This window comes from Desulfonatronospira sp. MSAO_Bac3 (assembly GCF_003838035.1).
Taxonomy (GTDB): domain Bacteria; phylum Desulfobacterota; class Desulfovibrionia; order Desulfovibrionales; family Desulfonatronovibrionaceae; genus Desulfonatronospira; species Desulfonatronospira thiodismutans.
In genome coordinates this window covers 1-18,780 of the sequence record NZ_QYZY01000138.1, presented here as the reverse complement: position 1 = coordinate 18,780, position 18,780 = coordinate 1, and the positions used below count along the sequence as shown (strand labels likewise).

Below are 18,780 nucleotides of genomic sequence, written 5' to 3'. Positions count from 1 at the left end.
CTCTGGGAGACGATAGTATTTATCCGTTCATAGGAAATATCCGGATTTCTCTCATGGCGCACTGTAAAAGAGTCCCGGCCGTCAAAATCGTCCTCAATGTGATACAGAAAGTATCCCTCTTGGTTGATTACCCAGGGATAGCCGGTCTGCCCGGAGATGACGCCGTGGGCATAATCTCTGGCCACCTTCATGGCATCCACCACAAAAAAGGCCGCTGGAGGCATGCCTTCAAAATTGCCGGACTCAAAAGACATCTCCAAGTCCTTAGAGAGAGGCTTGACCGTGACCATGATCCAGGTCCCGGCATAGGGGCCCTGGTCCGGTCTGAAGGTCCGGCTGAAAAAAACCTGTCCCTCCGGGTCAGAATCAAGCCAGAGGAGAAATTTTTCCAGAGGAAAGTCAATCCCCATATTGTCCCAGGATGATAAACTTTCTTCAGATGTCAGAATGGAGTTGTCCCGGTCATTTCCGGCAATGCCCAGGCTGAGGACGTGCCAGTCCTTTAAAATATCGTGAGTGGAATGAAGGTAATCATCTGAAGGCTGCTCAGGCAGGATTTTAACTGTCTGGCGGCTCAGGGTGGCCAGGGCTGTTTCCAGAAACTGGAAATGGCCCCGGATGTCGTCGGCGATCTTTTCAGCCAGTATCAGCTGTTGATCGTTGAACTGCTGTGTAACTACTCCTTCCAGTTCCTGACCGGCATTGTATGCCAGACCGCCGATGGCTGTATAAAGTATTGCCAGGAGCAGGACTCCGGGGAAAAGCAGCTTTTTATTCATGTGTGGATAGCTCCTGGCTGTTCTTTATCGTCTGATTCTCAATGGACCTGCACTATTCCAGCTGATGCCAGCCCTTGCGTTCACCTCCGATGTGCAGGGCCCCGAAGAGCACCGCCACTACCAGAAGAGGAACCAGGGCATTCACAAAACTCAGCTGTAAGTAAAGGTAGGCTCCGGCCAGGCTGCTCAACAGAAGTACCCAGAAACCCCATTTCTTCCACCGGAAAAGGGCGATGCCGCAAGCCACGTTCACCAGGGCCAAAATGAAAAGCCCGGTTATGACCCATTCAGGCGTGCCGGGAAACTGCTCCATCAATTCGTCACGCATCAAATAATGTCGAAAAGCATCTAAAAAGTTGGCTCCAATGACCACTACCAACCATATGGTCAGACACCCGTGACGTTTGCGTTCCTGCATTTAAGCACCTCTTTTTGAGATTTGTATTTGACCTGTTGGCTTTGTTTAGCTGCAAACAGGTCAGGTATGCAAGCCTGATCTGCGCAAAAAAAAATGACAACTCATTTACTTTGCCAGGATCATCTTGTATTATCTGCTTATGCTTGAAAAGAAAGATATCCAGAATAAAACCCCCTGGCACGCGGAACCGGTGGAAAAGTGCTTCCAGACCTTGAAGTCTTCACCGGAGGGCCTGGACCCTGAGGAAGCCGGCAAGAGGCTGGAGACATTCGGCCCCAATATGCTGGCCACTGAAAAGAAAAGAGGGCCGGTTCTTCGATTTCTGCTGCAGTTTCACAACCTGCTTATATATGTCCTTTTGGCGGCGGTGGTGATCACCGCCCTGTTGCAGGAATGGATAGACTCCCTGGTCATCCTGGGGGTATGCGTGATCAATGCCCTGATAGGCTTTATCCAGGAGGGCAAGGCGGAAAAATCCCTGGAAAGCCTGAAGACCATGCTGGCCCCGGAAGCACTGGTCCTTCGGGGCGGGCAAAGGATCAGGATTGAGGCCAAAGACCTGGTGCCCGGGGACGTGGTTTATTTAAAGCCGGGGGACCGAGTACCGGCTGACCTGAGAATAACTGAATGCAAAAGCCTGCGCATAGAAGAGGCCGCTCTTACAGGGGAGTCCATGCCCGTGAGCAAGGCCGGCAATGAGGTGGAGTCCGGGGCGGCCCTGGGGGACAGAAAAAGCATGGCTTTTTCCGGGACTATGGTGGTTTACGGTCAAGGGACCGGGTTGGTGGCCGCAACAGGCCTCGACACGGAACTGGGCCGCATAAGCGAACTTCTCACCGAGACCGAAAGCATCGCCACCCCGCTTATCCGCAAGATGAACGTTTTCGCCCGCCATCTCACTGTGGCCATCTTGCTCCTTGCAGTAGCTGCCTTTATGTTCGGGGTTTTTTTGCGCGGATATGCACCGGCGGATATGTTTCTGGCCGCAGTGGGCCTGGCTGTGGCCGCCATTCCCGAGGGCCTGCCCGCCATCATGACCATTACCCTGGCCATCGGGGTGCAGAAAATGGCCCGGCGAAACGCCATCATAAGGCGCCTGCCCGCCGTGGAGACCCTGGGCTCGGTGACCGTCATCTGCTCGGACAAGACCGGTACCCTGACCAGAAATGAAATGACCGTGCAGAATATTCAAACAGCGGATGAGCTGTTCTGGGTTGCCGGGGTGGGTTATGCCCCGGAAGGCGGGTTCAGGCTTGGGGACAAAGAAGTCCATCCAGGGGAACACCCGGTACTGATGCAGGCTTTGCGGTCAGTGCTTCTTTGCAACGAGGCCCGCTTCCAGGAAAAAAACGGCCAGCCAAAGCTGGAGGGAGCACCCACGGAAGGCGCCCTTCTAACAGCCTCTCTCAAGGCCGGACTGGACCAGGACCAGGAAAACAGGGTTAATCCCAGAAAGGATATCCTGCCCTTCAGCTCCGAAGAAAAATTCATGGTTACACTGCACCACTATGAATCCGGGGACAGTGTTTTTATCCTCAAGGGGGCTCCGGAAAAGGTCGTGGAAAAGTGCAGCAGCCAGGGGGCACTGCAGGACGCTGCCCCCCTTGATCCTGATTTCTGGGTTGAGCAGGGCAATCACATGGCCTCCATGGGCCAGAGGCTTCTGGCGGTGGCCGTGAAAAAGGCCCCTGCAGGGAAGACGGCCATAGAGGATGAGGATATCCAGCAGGGCTTTACCATGCTGTCCCTGTTCGGGATCATGGATCCACCCCGGGAGGAGGCCATAGAGGCCGCAGCCAGGCTCAAGGGCCGCGAGTCTGATCCCGGGGACGCCGGGGCGGGCATCCAGGTCAAAATGATCACCGGGGACCATGCCCTGACAGCCTCGGCCATCGGAGAGAAGCTGGGCATGGGCCGGGGCAGAAAGGCCCTTACCGGGCAGGACCTGGAAAAGATAAGCGATCATGATCTGGTGGAGGTTTCTCTGGATGTGGACATATATGCCCGAACCAGTCCGGAACACAAGCTCAGGCTGGTGCGGGCCCTGCAGGAAGGCGGACACATAGTGGCCATGACCGGGGACGGGGTCAACGACTCACCGGCCCTGAAGCGTGCAGACGTGGGAGTGGCCATGGGGGTTACCGGGACCGAGGCAGCCAAAGAGGCCTCGGACATGGTGCTCACCGATGACAATTTCGCCTCCATCGCCAACGCCGTGGAAGAGGGGCGCACGGTTTACGACAACCTCAAGAAGGCCATCCTGTTCATTCTGCCCACCAACGGCGGTCAGGCCCTGGTGGTCATGGCCTCCATTCTGCTGGGCATCGGACTTATGGACGAGGCAGGGCATTTTTCCCTGCCCATCACCCCGCCCCAGATCCTGTGGATAAACATGGTCACCGCAGTCACCCTGGCCCTGGCCCTGGCTTTTGAACCGCCGGAAAAAAACGTCATGCAGCGTCCTCCAAGGCCTCCGGAAGAGCCCCTGGTGTCCGGGTTTCTCTTATGGCGCATAAGTTTTGTATCTCTTCTGCTTGTGCTGGGCGCCCTGGGGCATTACCTGTTTATGCAGTCCCAGGGTGCTTCCCAGGACCTGGCCTCTACAGCGGCCATAAATACCCTGGTCATGGGTCAGGTGTTTTACCTGATAAACAGCCGGTTCATTGACGAGCCATCCTGGAATATAAAGGGCATCCTGGGCAGCCGCCCGGTTCTTGTTTCCATCGCTGTGCTGGCGGTTCTGCAGCTAAGTTTTACCTACCTGCCCTTTATGCAGTTTCTTTTCCAGACCGAACCCCTGGGCCTGCAGGCCTGGACCAGGATTCTGGCCTTCGGCCTGGCGGTGTTCCTGGCGGTGGAACTGGAGAAGGCCTTTTTCCGCAGAAGATCGGTATGTTAGCCGTTTATTTCCGCTGAGTTAAGTGATTCAACTGCAAAATAATGCACTGACGAGGAGGGATTAACAACAGTTCCCTGGACGATTTTCTTTAAAGTTGAAGCAGGTCTCAGGAAAAAGATCTTCAACTCAGGCATTTTGCAGATCTCAGCGGTCATTCAGTATTTTGATGCCTGCGTGTTGGCCACCGAATCAAGCAGATGCCTGGTGGGACTGGGTGACATTCTTTTTATCCGGTAGGTAAAGGAATTTATCATCTCTGCAAGCTTGAGTCCGTCAGCCGAGGAGATCCATCCGCTGATCAGCCGTTCCGGGTTGATGCCCCGTCTCTTGAGAAGCGCCTTGATGGACCCCACCCGGTTGGCGGCATGGTAGTCTCCCTGCCTGTATTTGCATTCGCCCATGCGGCACCCCAGGATCATAACCCCGTCCACGCCCTTCTGCAGGGTCTCCAGTATGATGTCCTGGTGCAGAATTCCTGTGCAGTTGATCCTGATGATAAGCACATTGGGATTATACTGACGTTTGAGCACACCAGCTGTGTCCGCGGCCATGTAGGACCCCCAGTTGCAGCAGAAAGCCACTATCAGGGGTTCTGTCCTTTTGATTTCAGATCTGAAGGTGTTCAGAATGGAGGATATCTGGGCGCTGATCTTGTCCAGCCGGTATTCATCGATTATGACCCCGTTTCTGGGACATGAGGATACGCAGATCCCGCATCCTTCACACACCGCCTTGTCGATCTTGATGGGGCAGCCTTCCTGAAGTCCGTTTTCGTGGTGCTCAATATATAGAATTGCTCCGTAAGGGCATTTGTCGATACAGATGCCGCACCCGTCGCAATTTTCGGTGATGTTGGCCTTCAAGGGGTCCAGGAAGATGTGGTCCTGGAAAAGTACCTGCCGCACCCTGGAGACTGCGGCATGGGCCTGGGCTACGGATTCTTCTATGGGTTTGGGATAGTTGCACAGTCCGGCCCCGAAGACCCCTTTGGCGATAAGGTCAGTGGGCTTGAGAAAAAAGTGTTCTTCAAGCATGAACCCCTGGGGATCCAGGGAACACTTGAACTGGTGGGTGATTTTCTCGCTGTCCGGGTTGGAGACAATGGCTGCAGCCAGCACCAGATAATCGGTCCTGATCTCCAGGGGTTTCTTGAGGATATGATCCTCAACCCGCACGGTAAGGTATTCCCCGTAAGCCTCGACCTGAGGCTTGTTGCTTGTGGTATATCTGATAAACACCACTCCTCTCTTACGGGCTTCTTCATGAAGCAGCTCTCTGACCCCGTAGGTGCGGATGTCCCGGTTCAGGATATATACCTGTATTTCAGGGTCCAGTTCTTTCAAAAAAAGGGCCGTTTCAATGCTGTGAGTACAGCACACCCGGCTGCAGTACGGATGGTCAGGCTCCCGGGAGCCCACGCATTGAATAAAGACCACGGTCCGGGCCTTCTTGATTTTTTCCGGATCGGCTTTGAGTTCGCTGTCAAATTCCTGGTGGGTGAATACCCGGGCGTCCCTGCCGTGGAGATATTCTTGAGGTTTGAGCTCCCTGGCCCCGGTACACAATACGGCAGCTCCGTAGCGGATGGTCTCGATGAGTTCGAAACCGGCCCGCTTGGTTACATGGACCTGGCTTATAAAGTTCCCTATGGAACCCCTGCAGGAGACTACCTCGGCATTCTTCATCAGGGTGATCTTGGGGTTGTGTTCCACTTTGGAAATGGTTTCCTCCAGATAGGCGGCTATGTCCTCGCCTTTCCAGGTGGATCTGAGGTTCAGGGCGTTGCCTCCCAGATGGTCCGACTTCTCCACCAGAAACGTTTCAATTCCCTGATGGGCCAGTTCCAGAGCCGTGGTCATGCCTGTCATTCCTCCTCCCACCACCAGTGCCTTGCGGATCACCTTCTTAAAAATTCCGTGCAGAGGTTTGTTCAGACGGACCTTGGATACCGCGGCTGCGATCTGAAGTTTGGCCTTGTCCAGAGCCTCCTTGGGATGATCTTTGTGCACCCAGCTGTTTTGGTTGCGGATATTGGCGATTTCCAAAAGATTAGGGTTCAGGCCGGCGCCTTTAAGGGTCTTTTGATAAAGGGCTTCATGGGTCTTGGGGGTGCAGGCTGCAATGACCACCCTGTTAAGGTCGTTCTTGGTTATTTGTTCCGTGATCTTGTCCTGGGTTATCTGGGGGCAGGTAAATACATTGCTGTCCACCAGGACTACACCTGGAAGGGTGAAGGCAAACCGGGCCAGGGTGTCAATATCGATCACCTCTGAGGTATTGCCTCCGCAGGCGCAGATGAAGATTCCAATCCTGGGCTCCTGTTCCGTGACATCTTTTTCCTCCGGAAATGATTCTGTTTGGACCATGGTTGCCTGGGCATCGACCAGTTCTCTTGTAGCAGCGTTGGCTACGCCGGCGGCATCGGTAATGGATTGACGGATATCCCTCGGAGAGATAATGCTTCCGGCGACATAGATTCCGGATCTGCTGCTTTTGAATGTATTGAAACTGGGGGTGATGGCAAAGTTGTAGCGGTTCATGCCTATGCCCAGCCGGGAGGCCAGGGCTACGGTGTCATCTCCGGGCAGGACCCCCACTGAAAGGACCAGCAGGTCATGGGCTTCGGTGATCATTTCGGAATCTTCCGAGACATAGCTCACCAACACACCCTTGCCGTCCGGGCCGGGCATAATGGTGTGCGGCATGGAGCGAATAAAGCGAACACCCTGGGATTTGGCGTTTTCATAATATTTTTCGTATCCTTTTCCATGGGCCCGGATATCGTTGAAAAAAATGCTGGACTCCACCATCCGTTCTGAGACATGTTCCCTGGAGATCACGGCCTGTTTCATGGCGTACATGCAGCAGATGCTGGAACACAGCCCGTTTTTGATCCTGCTGATGGTCCTGGAGCCCACGCATTGCAGCCAGGCCACCTTGTGCGGCTCGGAATGATCCGAGGGCCGCTTTAATACGCCCTTGTTGGGTCCTGAAGAAGACAGGAGCCGTTCGTATTCCAGGCTGGTGACCACATCCGGAAATAACTTGTATCCGTATGTATCGAAAAGGGCCGGATTGAACTGGACCAGTCCCGGGGCCAGGATCATCGAGCCAACGTTCAGGGTGATGTTCTTTACCTGATCATTAAAGTCAATGGCTCCGGTGGGGCATACTTTTTCACAGGCACCGCATATGTTGCGCGTCAGACGCAGACAGCTTTTCTCATCAATGACATACTTGGAGGGCACTGACTGCTGGTACAGGATATAGGCCGCTTTTCTGGAGTTGAGCCCCATATTGAAGTCGTCTGGCTCAGATCTGATGCAGGCCTCAGTACACTGGTTGCAGGCGATGCACTTATTGATATCGATGAAGCCGGGATTCTTTTTGATGTGCACCTTCATCTCCCCTTCCCGGCCCTCTACATCCAGGACTTCGCTCTGGGTATGGATCTCAATGTTCAGGTGCCTTGAACAGTCAAGAAGCCAGGTGCACAGTATGCACGGAGCGCAATCATTGGTTGGGAATATGTTGTCCAGCTGAGCCATCATTCCCCCCAGACCGGACTTTTTTTCCACCAGGTATACGTAATATCCGGCATTGGCCAGTTCCAGGGCAGAATAAATGCCGACAATGCCACCCCCGACGACAGCCACACATCCGGCCTTATTGCTCTTCCCCTGTTCTTTTACCATTTGAGTGCCCTCTTCTGCTCTGATTCTGACCGGGTGTCGCTGCCAGACATGTTTCGATGCAGATCACCCCGCACCTGCGTTTATGACCCCGGGAAAAACGCAGAAGCAGGTGCGGGGTTAATGGTCAGGCTTCCAGGTGTTCGGTTTTGGCCAGTTCAGCCCGGTTTGCCTGGGATGATCCCCTTTTTTCCACGGATTTTTCCAATACTCTGTTCAATGTGTTCCTGGTGTAGCCTGAAGCAGAGGGCTGTTCCGGCCTGTGTCCGATTTCCGGGTGTTTTTGTTCCAACTCCTTCAATTCATTGACCAGCCCTTGGTATTCGGGATCAGCGCCGTCAGCTTCCCCGCTTGTCTGCTGGGCGTACTTGAGATGCTTGATCTGCCTGCGCAACTCCAGCATCCTGTTCCTGACCCTGTTCTCTTCCTGGTCACGCGGGGGCTGATGCTTGCTGTAGCTTTCCAGGATGCTGCGTTCAGCGTTGTTCAGAATGTCCAGGCCCAGTTGGGTCCTGGAGAACACGGTAGTCCAGCCTTCTTCAGCCCCGATTCCTCCGAAGGACAAATCAGCGAATTCAGCGGTATAATCCTCGCAATAACGGCAGGCGTGCCTCTTGATGAAGTCCAGTTCATCCAGAGGCAGGGTATGGATTGCTCCGTTTTGCAGATAAACATACATTCTCCCTTTTATATTGATTTTTTTGACATCACTCCACTTGAAGTCGCCGATCTTTTCCAGGCGTTTTCTGGAATTGTCGTCAAAGGCGAAGTTTCCGGAGCAGAAAAGCCCAAGCAGGCAATAAATGGCATCCGAAGGTACTACTCCCAGAGCCTGCATTTTTCTAAGAGTCACTATCTGGCATGGGGTGCCCACAAAGGCCACTTTCTGGGCCCCGATCTTTTTGACTGTGCCCAGGGCATGGACTGAGGGAGAGTATGTGGAGTAATACTCACTGTACAGGACCATGCCGTGAGAGGCATCAAAGTATGAACCGCAGGCGGCAAGAATGTCCTCCTTGCTGCAGGCCAGATAAGGCTCCCTGTTGAACAGACCGACATGTTTGGAGACAATGGCACTGTCTATGCGTCCCGTATCAAGCAGGTGCATGAGAATCCCGGTTACAGCCCCTCCGTCTGTGGCCCTGTCGCGAACCTGAGGATCTCTGGCCCGGACAATGTTCGCAGAAACAATTCTGCCAGCCGGCTCGCTCCAGCCCGCATGTTTCTTGATCTCATCATCCAGTTCATCGATCTCCGGACAGAGCATGTGACAGATACCGCACTCAATGCACTTCTCCTTGTCCTTGTAGCGGGGATAGCCGTTTTCGCCCAATTCGAGCGCACCATAGTTGATGGCTGTACAAAAGGTTACACAACCGCCACACATGTGACACAAATTGCGCTCTTGCACATCATGAATCAAATCTTCAAATGATCTCATAACTTTCCTCCTTTTTTTTGATTACGAATTTTTTGGCAGTCAGCACAAAAGGCTTGTTATTTTGTAACTATTCACCCCAAGAGCAAAGCATGAATGTCAACCGGGATAGTTCGTTTGCCCGGATAATAAGCGGGATGGTGAATAGTTACGTTATTTTAATAACAAACTCTGTGCCTGATCGGAAAAAAAGTTTTTTTACAATAGGTTACAACAAGAAAATATTAAAGATGAATAAATGAAAAGCTAAAGGGGTCTGCCCTGTCTAGTCGGACAAGACAGGGCAGACCCCTTGGAGTTGACGTGTATCTCCGGGCATTCCCGATTGCGAGTTGCCCAGGATTTGTTATAATCCGTATTTTTTGAGCATGGCGTAGAGCCTGGCCCGGGAAATGCCTGCAATCCCGCAGGCTATGGGGATATCTCTTCCTGTGGTGCGCAAAAGTTCCCGAAGATAGGATTTCTCGAGCTCGGCCAGGGCATGCATCCGATATTGCTTGAACTTGGGCAGTTCGGTCTCATCCAGATGGTATTGGATTGCGGGTCCGGAAGGGATCTTCTCTGCGCTCAGAAGTTGACGGGCAATGTGTACCCGCAGGCCGGAGGGCAGGTGTTCAGGATGGAGAATGGAGTCGTTATGGGCCATGATCACGGCGTGCTCCAGGGTATTGATGAGTTCTCGCACATTACCCGGCCAGGGATAGCCGGTAAAGGCGTCAATGACTTCTGCCGACAGGCCCTTGCTTTCCAGTCCGTGCTTTTTGCAGATCCTGTCCAGGAAATAATGCAGCAATTCTTTGATGTCTTTCTCTCTGCCTTTTAATGTCGGCAGTTCCAAAACTACGGTACGGAGCCGGAACAGCAGATCCTGGCAAAAATCACCCTGATTAACCATCATGTCCAGGTCTTTGTTGGTGGCGGAGACGAGCCTGAAATCGCTGAACACCTCCACCATACTCCCTACTGGTCTGAAACTGCGCTCCTGCAGCACCCTTAAAAAGGCTTTTTGGACGCTCATGGGGAGTTCACCGACTTCATCAAGAAACAGAGTGCCTTTGTGGGCCTGCTTCAACAGGCCCATATGCTTTTTATCGGCAGTGGTGAAGGCTCCTTTTTCGTGGCCGAAAAGAATGCTTTCCACAAGCGTTTCAGGCAGGGCTGCGCAGTCAACAGGGATGAAGGGGAAGTCTTTCCTGACACTGTTGTAATGCATGGCCCTGGCAAACAATTCCTTGCCCGTGCCTGTCTCGCCGTAAATCAGGATATTCGAGTCGTGGCGGGAGCAGGCAGCCACTGTCTCCAGGCAGGATCTCATGGCGGGGGAAGATCCCACGATTCCGCATCGTTTAAGAACCGTGGGTTTTCCGGATTTTCTTCTTCTGGCGGCTTCTACTGCCCGCTGCAAAGAGGCTTTTAGCCTGTTCCAGGGGGGAGGTTTTTGAAAATATTCCCTGGCCCCCTGAGTAATGGCCGGCTCAGCCAGGCCAGGATCCTGAGAGGCGGACACTATGATGACGTCAGGACGATCCGGGCTTTGAATGTAGTTTTCAAAAAAAGCCCGGTGGCTTTCATCTGAGAGCTGCAGGTCCAGAATAGCCACATCACATTCCTTCCCGGCTGCAGTGAAGAAGACCTGCATGGAGGATATTGTTTCAGCCTCATGACCAATGTCATAAACGATACGGATCATGTCCTGACAAAAGGCTGTATCCTGGGAAAGAATAAAGATTTTGGCCATTTACAAATCCAGTGTTATGCTGGCGGTAACTATTCACTATCTGATAAAATTGGTCAATCTATGCGCACTGCTGATATCCAGGGTCCGGGGGCTTTGCAAACTGGGTCCCGCACTTACTTTTTCTACGTCTGCCCAGTTTTCAACTCAAGATTTGCCAGAAAGTAAGTGCGGGATCTGAACGACGTAGGAAGCGTTAATCAAAACCGTAAAACACCGAACTTGATTTAGAGCAGGCTATATAAGTTGTTCTGGCTTAAAAACTCGTGTATAGGTTTTGATTTACGCTTCCTGGGAGTGAGTTTTTACGTCCTGTTTGCGAAGTCCCCGGACCCTGGTGAATAGTTACTGCTGGCGGATGATTTCTGATCATGCATCTGACGCAAATGTTCTCTGACATTTGATTCAGCAAAAAGAGCTGTTGCAGACAAATTCCCGACCCTGCCACGGGTTGAGGCTGGAGGGGAAGCCCTTTTCCTTCAAATTTGCAGGCAGGGTAAAAAAGCTTTGAACAGGCAACCAGGTAGTTTTTAAGGTTATTATAATTTATATGTTTTTTTATAATCTAGTCAAGCAAGATTTCAAGGCAAACTGCCTTGGAAGTCTTGCTGAACAATACATGGGCTAATGATGGCTGATTTTGGAGCAGACGATCGTAATCAAAGGATGAGCATGCAAAAAGTTTTTTACCCGGCATGCTGCTCGGCAGTCTGAAGACCTGAATCCGTGAAGTTTATCAACTTTTTCGACTTATGTCCTTGCAGGTCCGGGGTTTGGCAAAATGGCCGTTCCGCACTTACTTTTTTGATTTCTGCCCAACTTTTAAATCAAGATTTGCCGGAAGTATCTGTTTAGCTTTGCCTGTAGCACGGGGACTGGAAGCCGGAGATCCTGCTTCACGGGTCAGGCAGATTGCGGCATCCCCTGAATGGTTACGTTACCCGGATCCTGATTGTTTACTGTTGCAATTATAAAACAACAATTGCCTGATTTGTTGCATAACTGCAACAGAGTGCTGATAATAAACACAGCAGTCTGAATAAAGATGAAAGCATTTCTGAATTTATCCGGCGGCCTCACATTTTTTAGCGAGATCACCCCGTTTCGGAATCGGGCATGGCCGAGAGCAGCGGAATACGTATGGTTATGGTACTGCCCTTGCCCTCTTGGCTTGAAAGCTCCATCCTGCCCTGCATATCATCCAGGATCTTCTTGGTCATGGCCAGACCGAGTTCAGCACTGGTTCCCTCCCCTGTGGCACAGAAAGGATTGAAAGCCCTGTTCCATACTTCCCTGGGAATACCCTTTCCGGTATCACTCACTCGAACCCCTACATACTGCTCGTCCATGAAAGTGCTCAAGTTCAGGGTGCCTCCCTGAGGCATGGATTCAATGGAGTTCTTGACCAGGTTGATGAGGCATTGTTTCAGCAACTCCGGAGCGCCTTCGGCTTTGGCCAGATCTGCAGGCAGGTCCATTTCAACTTTTACATTCTGCTCTGCATACATCGAACCAAAAAAATCCGCTACGCCCTGAACCAGCATGTTGACATCTATTTCGTTATATACAGGCTTTGCAGGTCGGGCATAGTTGATGAATCTCTTTAAAATCCTTTCAAGGCGCTTGCACTCGCGCTGGATTCCAAGCAAATTTTCCCGGACTGTCTCGTCATGTTCAGGTTTGCGCAACAGAACGTTGGCGAAGCCGCTGATGACAAAGAGTGGGTTACGGATCTCATGAGCAATGTAGGTGGACAGATCCCCTATTGTGGCCAGCTTTTCAGACAGAGCCACGCGTTTCTCCATCTCTGTGCGAATGGTGATGTCCCGTCTCATCTCTACAACCCACTTCATGTTTCCGGACTGGTCAAAGACCGGGTAGGTATAGATGCGGAAATATCTTGCCCGGCCCTGCTCATCAACCCAGGTCTGTACTGCTTCAGCAGGTTGTTGAGTTGCAAGGGTCTTATGGAAGGGGCATACTGCATCGGCGTAGCTTTTTCCATTGGAAAAACCTTGATAGAAGGCTTCCCTGGGACATGCAAATATTTCCATGCAGTGCCGGCCTGTGAGTTCATCTTTTTCCTTTCCCAGTCGTTTGCTGACATGCATATTCACATCCAGGATCACCCCTTTTGTGTCCAGAAGGAACATGTCACCCTGCAAATGATCCACTGCGACATCAAAAAGGTATCTATGCCAGGTCAGATTCAGCCTGCATCTGTCTTTGACCTGAGACATTATCAGCAGCCCGCACAGAAAGACAGCTGCACCATAGTCCAGCAGGGAGACATGTGCAGGCAGAATATTGCGAATCTCCCGGACTATGTGCTGCTTGCCGGTGAGCTCAATGACCAGGTTTATCTCGGGATGGGCTTTCAGCATGTCCTGGTATGAGCTGTAAATCCTCATCCCCTTATCCCTGACTTTTTGCAGAAGCCTGTCATCAGGATCAGGCTGGGCCACTGCCAACAGATTCATCCTGGGAAAATAATGTTCAAGATCAGGGATCTCGGTTAATTCCAGGATGGAGGCGAAACCATGCGACGTTCCGATAATTCCAACGTTGTAGTCACCTGTGGCTCTATCCAGGATACATAGATTCTCACTATAACGCTCGCTATTTACTGATATGTTGTTTACCATGTTATTCCCTAACATGGGCTTAGCCCGGAAGATGGACCTGTAAAAAGTCAGGACATGAATAGTTCAGCAAGAAACTAAACCCATAACTATTTGATTATTTTGCTTACTTGCCTTTGTCTTCTGCCACGCTTCATAGAGGAGCATTGCCCGTTTGTTATTTTTACTATCCCGTACTCAGGAGATTTTGCAGACAAGGCCGTAAAAACTCGTTCCGGGAATTCGTAAAATCAAAATCTTGTGCTTACTCTTGAAGTTTTATTGTCGACTGACAAAATGATTACCCTTAAAAGTGCATTATATTCAGCCCCAATGAAAACCACCTACAACAAATATGCCAGCATGGCTCTTATGCCGTCAAGATATTCGAACAATAGTAAGTCACCCCGGCAAAAGTGCCAGTCCCGCACTTATTTTTCTAACGCTCACATCTGTAAATTGTTCATCAGAAAAAATAAGTGCGGGACTGTCCCCGGGCCGGTTCCTGCATCCCCTGAATGGTTACAAGATGCCGGTATGAGGGTTGACGAGTTTATGGCGCTTTTGCCTTGACAGACTCTCAGCAAAATACAGCTTGACGCTTACCTTTATTATCTTTATTTTTTTTGGTTTTCCAGGCATAAGATTATATTTTGATTTGCAAAAAACCACGTAGCTGTTCACCATGATAACTGGTTCTGTCGGGGTCGGTATCGGAATCGGGATCGGTATCGAAGCTGTTGGGGAACGCCCCACGCAACTTTGGCTTTCGGTTTTCTATCGACCCCGATACCGATACCGACCCCGACACCGATGGCCAGAACAAGAGTACACACAAAATGTGCTGAACAGTTACAAAACCACAAACAATCACCACATACCATGAGTCAGACAACACCATCAGAATCCCAGCTCGCCCAGGAGGTCCGAAAGAGACGGACATTCGGCATTATCAGTCACCCTGACGCGGGCAAAACCACCCTCACCGAGAAGCTTCTGCTCTTCGGAGGGGCCATCCAGATGGCCGGGAGCATCAAGGCCAAAAAGGCCCAGCGCCACGCCCGCTCCGACTGGATGGAAGTAGAGCAGAAGCGCGGCATATCAGTTGCTTCATCAGTGATGAAGTTTCTTTACCAGGACTGCGAGATAAATCTTCTGGACACCCCGGGCCACCAGGATTTTTCCGAGGATACCTACCGGGTGCTGACTGCCGTGGATTCGGCCCTCATGGTCATTGACTCGGTCAAGGGCGTGGAGGAGCAGACCAGAAAGCTCATGGATGTCTGCCGCATGCGCTCCACACCCATCATGACCTTTATCAACAAGCTGGACCGGGACGGCCGGGATCCTTTTGAGCTGCTGGACGAAATCGAAAACACCCTGGGCATCCAGGCCTCGCCCCTGACCTGGCCCATAGGCATGGGCAAGCTTTTTCAGGGAGTCTATGATCTGGTCAACCAGGAAATACGCTTTTTCACCCCGCCTGATGACAAGGGCAGACGTCCAGAAGAAAGGGCGGTGATCAAAGACCTGGATGACAGTAAACTGGATGAGCTCATCGGCTCTGCCGCTGCAGAGTCTCTACGCCAGGACCTGGAGCTTATTCATGGTGCGGGCTATCCCTTTGACCGGGATGCTTATCTGGAGGGCAGGCAGACCCCGGTTTTTTTCGGCAGTGCGGTAAACAATTTCGGAGTGCGTGAGCTGCTGGAGACCTTTGTCAAGGAAGCCCCGCCCCCCAGGCCCAGGCCAGCCAGTACCAGGGAGGTTTCCCCCCTGGAGCAGGAGTTTTCAGGATTTGTTTTCAAGATCCAGGCCAATATGGACCCGGCCCACCGGGACCGCATCGCGTTTATGCGCATCTGTTCCGGGCGGTTCCAAAGGGGCATGAAGGTGCGCCATCACCGCATAGGCAAGGATATCCAGCTCTCCAACGCCATAATCTTCATGGCCCAGGACCGGGCCGGGGTGGAAGAGGCCTGGCCCGGGGATATTATCGGGGTGCACAACCACGGGATACTAAAGATAGGCGATACCCTGAGCAGTAAGGAAGAACTGCAGTTTCTGGGCATTCCCAATTTTGCGCCGGAGTTTTTTCAACGGGTGTTTCTGAAAAACCCCATCAAGTCCAAGCAGCTGGAAAAGGGTCTGGTGCAGCTTACCGAGGAAGGAGCCATCCAGCTTTTCAGGCCTGTTGGCGGTAATGATTACATCCTGGGGGCCATTGGTTCTTTGCAGTTCGATGTCACCGCGGCCAGGCTCAAGGCCGAGTACGGGGTGGATGCAGCCTACGAGCCTCTGGACTATTCCACTGTGCGCTGGATTTGGGCCCGGGATAAAAAGGCCCTGGAAAAGTTCAGAAAAAGATATTTCAATTCCCTGGTCCAGGACGTGGAAGGATACCCGGCCATGCTTTTCGCCACCAGATGGCGTCTGGAGCGTACCCGGGAGGAATGGCCCGAAATCGAGTTCCTGGCCTCCCGGGAGCAGCAGGAGGCTGAAGCGGCATGATTATAAACCGGGAACTTATAGATGATGCGCTGCAGGCGGTGCGAGGGGCAGGGGAGATTATCCTCAAGGCCTGGGACAAACCGCGCAACATCAGGCACAAGGGCCGCATCGATCTGGTCACGGATACAGACGTGGCTGTGGAGGACAGCCTCAAGAAGTCCCTGGGCCGGATCCTGCCCGAGGCTGACTTTCTGGCCGAGGAATCCGCCGGGGAGACAGAACTAAAAGATGGTCCAACCTGGATCGTGGACCCCCTGGACGGGACTACCAATTTTGCACACAGGATTCCTTTTGTGGCCGTGTCCGTGGGGCTCTGGCAAGGCGGGGCTGTCAGAATGGGCATTGTCCATCTGCCGGTGCTGGGGGAGATGTACTGGGCCGCGCAGGACCAGGGGGCCTTTCTAAACGGGGAGCAAATAAACGTCACCGAGACGCAGGATCTTGTCCAGGCCCTGGTGGCCACCGGCTTTCCCTATACCATAAAAACCGACGTGGACCAGGTGCTCGGCTACATGCGCCGGGCCCTGATGAACACCCGGGGTGTGCGTCGCTGCGGTTCAGCGGCCACGGACCTGGCCTTTACCGCGGCCGGGCGCTTTGACTCCTTTTTTGAGATAGGCCTAAAACCCTGGGATACCGCGGCCGGAGCCTGCCTCATCCGGGAAGCCGGAGGAATGGTCAGTACCATGGACGGGCAGGATTATTTTCCGGGACAGGAAACCATCCTGGGAACCAACAAAGTGCTGCACGAACAGATGATCAAAATACTTGGGGCTTAAGCCTGGCTGATGGCTGCCTGTCTGATTGCTCCGCCTGGTCGGGCAAGGCCTTTTTGATGTTTTTTCAGGAGAAATGATGAAACCAGCGCCTGCAGATATCGCCGACAGGGTAAAACCAGTCCTGTCCCAACACAGACAGGTCATAGCAGCCTATCTTTTTGGTTCTGCTGCATCCGGGCGACTGCGCCCCGGCAGTGACATCGATATTGCTGTTCTGCTGGATGAAAGAGCAGGAAAATTCGACCGCAAAGAGGAGCTGGAAAGACTGCATCCACCCCTTTGCCGGACCCTGCGACATGATGTTCACCTGGTTTTCCTGAACCAGGCCTCTTGTCTTCTCCTGGGGCAGGTTATTGACAAGGGGGTGCTGCTTTACGTCAGCGACCAGGAACAACTGTCCCTGTTCCGCATGAGAAGCCTGACTCTGTATACGGAGTTCGCCCCTTATATGCGAATGTTCCGGGAAAGTATGAAGAAGAAAGTGAGCAAGGCCTGATGGTGGACAGAAATATCATATTATCCAAAATGGCGGCGGTGCAGAAACACGTTCGCCGGGTTAAAACAAAGAGGGACATTCAGGAACACGAATTTCTTCAGGATCTGGACAGGCAGGAAAGCACTCTCTTTAATCTCCAGATGGCAATTCAAAACTGTATTGACCTGGCTGCACATGTTGTCAGTGAAAAAGATCTGGGATTACCAGGGAGTACCAATGAGATCTTTTACCTACTGGAAGACCAGGGCTACATTCACCAGGATCTAACGGAACGGATGGTCAAAGCGACAGGCTTCCGTAATCTGCTGGTGCATGAGTATGGCGAAATCGATCTGAAAGTGGTTTTCAAGGTGAGTCATGAGGATGTTGAGGATCTGGAAGAATTCGCCCGTGTGCTGGGAGACTTGTTCGGCTGATACTGTACCTTGACTTTTGAATGTTTTGAAATAATAATAATCTGATATCGGGAAGTGGCGCAGTCTGGCAGCGCACCTGCCTTGGGAGCAGGGGGCCGCCCGTTCAAATCGGGCCTTCCCGACCATTTTTTTAAACAAAAAAGGGGCTGCAGGATTGTTTGCAGCCCCTTTTTGTGTGAGTTTGCAGCGTTGCAAGCGCTCCAGCCTGGACCATACCTGCCAAAATGGCACACTCCTTTACCTTTCCGGCCAGGTCCTACTGCGTCTCGCCCTGCGCTTCCCTCTGGGCCTTTAGCTTCTCATCCAGGTCTTTCAGGCTGCCGGCCAGGCCGTTTAAAAAGTTGTTGGCCTGAGAAGCAGGAACAATCAGGGTTCCTGCGTCCACGCTTTCATTGTCCGCCCCTCTCTGGGTGAGGTTGATGCGCAGGTTGCCGTTGGACAATGTTACCTTTGAGATTCCATCTGCGAATACGTGCATAATCTTGATGCTCCTTTTGTTTAATTGTTAAGCTGTGGTTATTGATCCACTGCTCTTTCTAACACTAACGCGGGCCATGCCCGCAACCCAATAAAGAAAAGAGTTTTTTGACAGGATTAACTGGATTAAGAGATGGATAAAGAAAAAATCATTTTGTCCTGGCCGGAAGCCAGGCCAAAAGGTTATCCTGTCAATCTATGCCTGCCACGCGTCTTTGGCGTGGTTAATCCTGTCTAAATTTCTTGTTTTTTGTGACAGGGTTTCAAGAGTAAGCCACTGACATCAGTTGTTTTTAACCGTGCCCTCCTTACAAGTAACTATAATTCCAGTTCAACTATTTCAACATGTTGTTTTCACCTATGTTTCTCATTTTATGAGTACTGCACGGACCACCTCCTTTATTGGCTAAAAAAAATCCATCTTCTCCCCTCCCTGGTGAAGGATACTCCTATCTTTTCCCCTCCTTGGTGAAGGAGGCCTCTATCTTCTCCCCTCCTTGGTGAAGGAGGCCTCTATCT

General features: G+C 52.1%; 11 protein-coding genes, 1 tRNA gene and 1 pseudogene. 6 read left to right on the top strand and 7 right to left on the bottom strand.

Annotation, left to right across the window (positions count from 1 at the left end):
- A pseudogene (locus D5S03_RS04965) lies at nt 1–779 on the bottom strand (hypothetical protein); the annotation flags it as partial.
- Nucleotides 780–831: 52 nt separating this feature from the next.
- On the bottom strand, nt 832–1,197 hold the full coding sequence (locus tag D5S03_RS04960; protein ID WP_008869580.1) for a hypothetical protein: 366 nt from the start codon (nt 1,195–1,197) through the stop codon (nt 832–834).
- 124 nt (nt 1,198–1,321) lie between these two features.
- On the opposite strand from D5S03_RS04960, the gene D5S03_RS04955 reads away from it, so the two are divergent.
- On the top strand, nt 1,322–4,096 hold the full coding sequence (locus D5S03_RS04955; RefSeq protein ID WP_287042853.1) for a cation-transporting P-type ATPase: 2,775 nt from the start codon (nt 1,322–1,324) through the stop codon (nt 4,094–4,096).
- A gap of 155 nt (nt 4,097–4,251) precedes the next feature.
- Here the strand turns inward: D5S03_RS04955 and D5S03_RS04950 are convergent, their stop codons facing one another.
- The 4 genes from D5S03_RS04950 to D5S03_RS04935 form a co-directional block, all read right to left on the bottom strand.
- On the bottom strand, nt 4,252–7,791 hold the full coding sequence (locus D5S03_RS04950; RefSeq protein WP_287042852.1) for a hydrogenase iron-sulfur subunit: 3,540 nt from the start codon (nt 7,789–7,791) through the stop codon (nt 4,252–4,254).
- 124 nt (nt 7,792–7,915) lie between these two features.
- Nucleotides 7,916–9,229, bottom strand: coding sequence for a Coenzyme F420 hydrogenase/dehydrogenase, beta subunit C-terminal domain (locus D5S03_RS04945; RefSeq protein ID WP_287042851.1), 1,314 nt, complete (start codon nt 9,227–9,229; stop codon nt 7,916–7,918).
- Nucleotides 9,230–9,572: 343 nt separating this feature from the next.
- Complete coding sequence (locus D5S03_RS04940; protein WP_287042850.1) at nt 9,573–10,964, bottom strand: sigma-54 interaction domain-containing protein; 1,392 nt, start codon at nt 10,962–10,964, stop codon at nt 9,573–9,575.
- 1,091 nt (nt 10,965–12,055) lie between these two features.
- Entirely contained in the window at nt 12,056–13,606 is a 1,551-nt protein-coding gene (locus D5S03_RS04935) for an ATP-binding protein (RefSeq protein ID WP_287042849.1), read from the bottom strand.
- An 858-nt stretch (nt 13,607–14,464) separates the two neighbouring features.
- Here D5S03_RS04935 and D5S03_RS04930 point away from each other — a divergent pair.
- The 5 genes from D5S03_RS04930 to D5S03_RS04910 all read left to right on the top strand — a co-directional run bounded on the left by D5S03_RS04930 (nt 14,465) and on the right by D5S03_RS04910 (nt 17,909).
- Nucleotides 14,465–16,093 carry a peptide chain release factor 3 gene (locus tag D5S03_RS04930; protein WP_287042848.1) on the top strand — a complete coding sequence of 543 codons (1,629 nt, stop codon included), beginning with the start codon at nt 14,465–14,467 and terminating at the stop codon, nt 16,091–16,093.
- Nucleotides 16,090–16,872, top strand: a complete 783-nt coding sequence (locus tag D5S03_RS04925; RefSeq protein WP_287042847.1) for an inositol monophosphatase family protein — start codon at nt 16,090–16,092, stop codon at nt 16,870–16,872. Before D5S03_RS04930 ends, D5S03_RS04925 begins: the two co-directional genes overlap by 4 nt.
- 76 nt (nt 16,873–16,948) lie before the next feature.
- Nucleotides 16,949–17,368: a type VII toxin-antitoxin system MntA family adenylyltransferase antitoxin gene (gene mntA, locus D5S03_RS04920; RefSeq protein WP_287042846.1), complete on the top strand. Its 420-nt coding sequence runs from the start codon at nt 16,949–16,951 to the stop codon at nt 17,366–17,368.
- Nucleotides 17,368–17,784 carry a type VII toxin-antitoxin system HepT family RNase toxin gene (gene hepT / locus D5S03_RS04915; protein ID WP_287042845.1) on the top strand — a complete coding sequence of 139 codons (417 nt, stop codon included), beginning with the start codon at nt 17,368–17,370 and terminating at the stop codon, nt 17,782–17,784. The genes mntA and hepT overlap by 1 nt, the downstream gene beginning before the upstream one ends.
- A gap of 48 nt (nt 17,785–17,832) precedes the next feature.
- A tRNA-Pro gene (locus D5S03_RS04910) sits at nt 17,833–17,909 on the top strand.
- A 131-nt stretch (nt 17,910–18,040) separates the two neighbouring features.
- On the opposite strand, the gene D5S03_RS04905 is transcribed toward D5S03_RS04910, so the two are convergent.
- Nucleotides 18,041–18,262: a hypothetical protein gene (locus D5S03_RS04905; RefSeq protein ID WP_008869574.1), complete on the bottom strand. Its 222-nt coding sequence runs from the start codon at nt 18,260–18,262 to the stop codon at nt 18,041–18,043.
- Nucleotides 18,263–18,780: the final 518 nt, after the last annotated feature.

Excerpts from the sequence above, each read along its gene's own strand:
- hepT (WP_287042845.1), top strand. The coding sequence starts at position 17,368 with ATGGTGGACAGAAATATCATATTATCCAAAATGGCGGCGGTGCAGAAA.
- D5S03_RS04905 (WP_008869574.1), bottom strand. The coding sequence starts at position 18,262 with ATGCACGTATTCGCAGATGGAATCTCAAAGGTAACATTGTCCAACGGC.
- D5S03_RS04960 (WP_008869580.1), bottom strand. The coding sequence starts at position 1,197 with ATGCAGGAACGCAAACGTCACGGGTGTCTGACCATATGGTTGGTAGTG.
- D5S03_RS04950 (WP_287042852.1), bottom strand. The coding sequence starts at position 7,791 with ATGGTAAAAGAACAGGGGAAGAGCAATAAGGCCGGATGTGTGGCTGTC.
- D5S03_RS04945 (WP_287042851.1), bottom strand. The coding sequence starts at position 9,229 with ATGAGATCATTTGAAGATTTGATTCATGATGTGCAAGAGCGCAATTTG.
- D5S03_RS04940 (WP_287042850.1), bottom strand. The coding sequence starts at position 10,964 with ATGGCCAAAATCTTTATTCTTTCCCAGGATACAGCCTTTTGTCAGGAC.
- mntA (WP_287042846.1), top strand. The coding sequence starts at position 16,949 with ATGAAACCAGCGCCTGCAGATATCGCCGACAGGGTAAAACCAGTCCTG.
- D5S03_RS04925 (WP_287042847.1), top strand. The coding sequence starts at position 16,090 with ATGATTATAAACCGGGAACTTATAGATGATGCGCTGCAGGCGGTGCGA.
- D5S03_RS04930 (WP_287042848.1), top strand. The coding sequence starts at position 14,465 with ATGAGTCAGACAACACCATCAGAATCCCAGCTCGCCCAGGAGGTCCGA.
- D5S03_RS04935 (WP_287042849.1), bottom strand. The coding sequence starts at position 13,606 with ATGGTAAACAACATATCAGTAAATAGCGAGCGTTATAGTGAGAATCTA.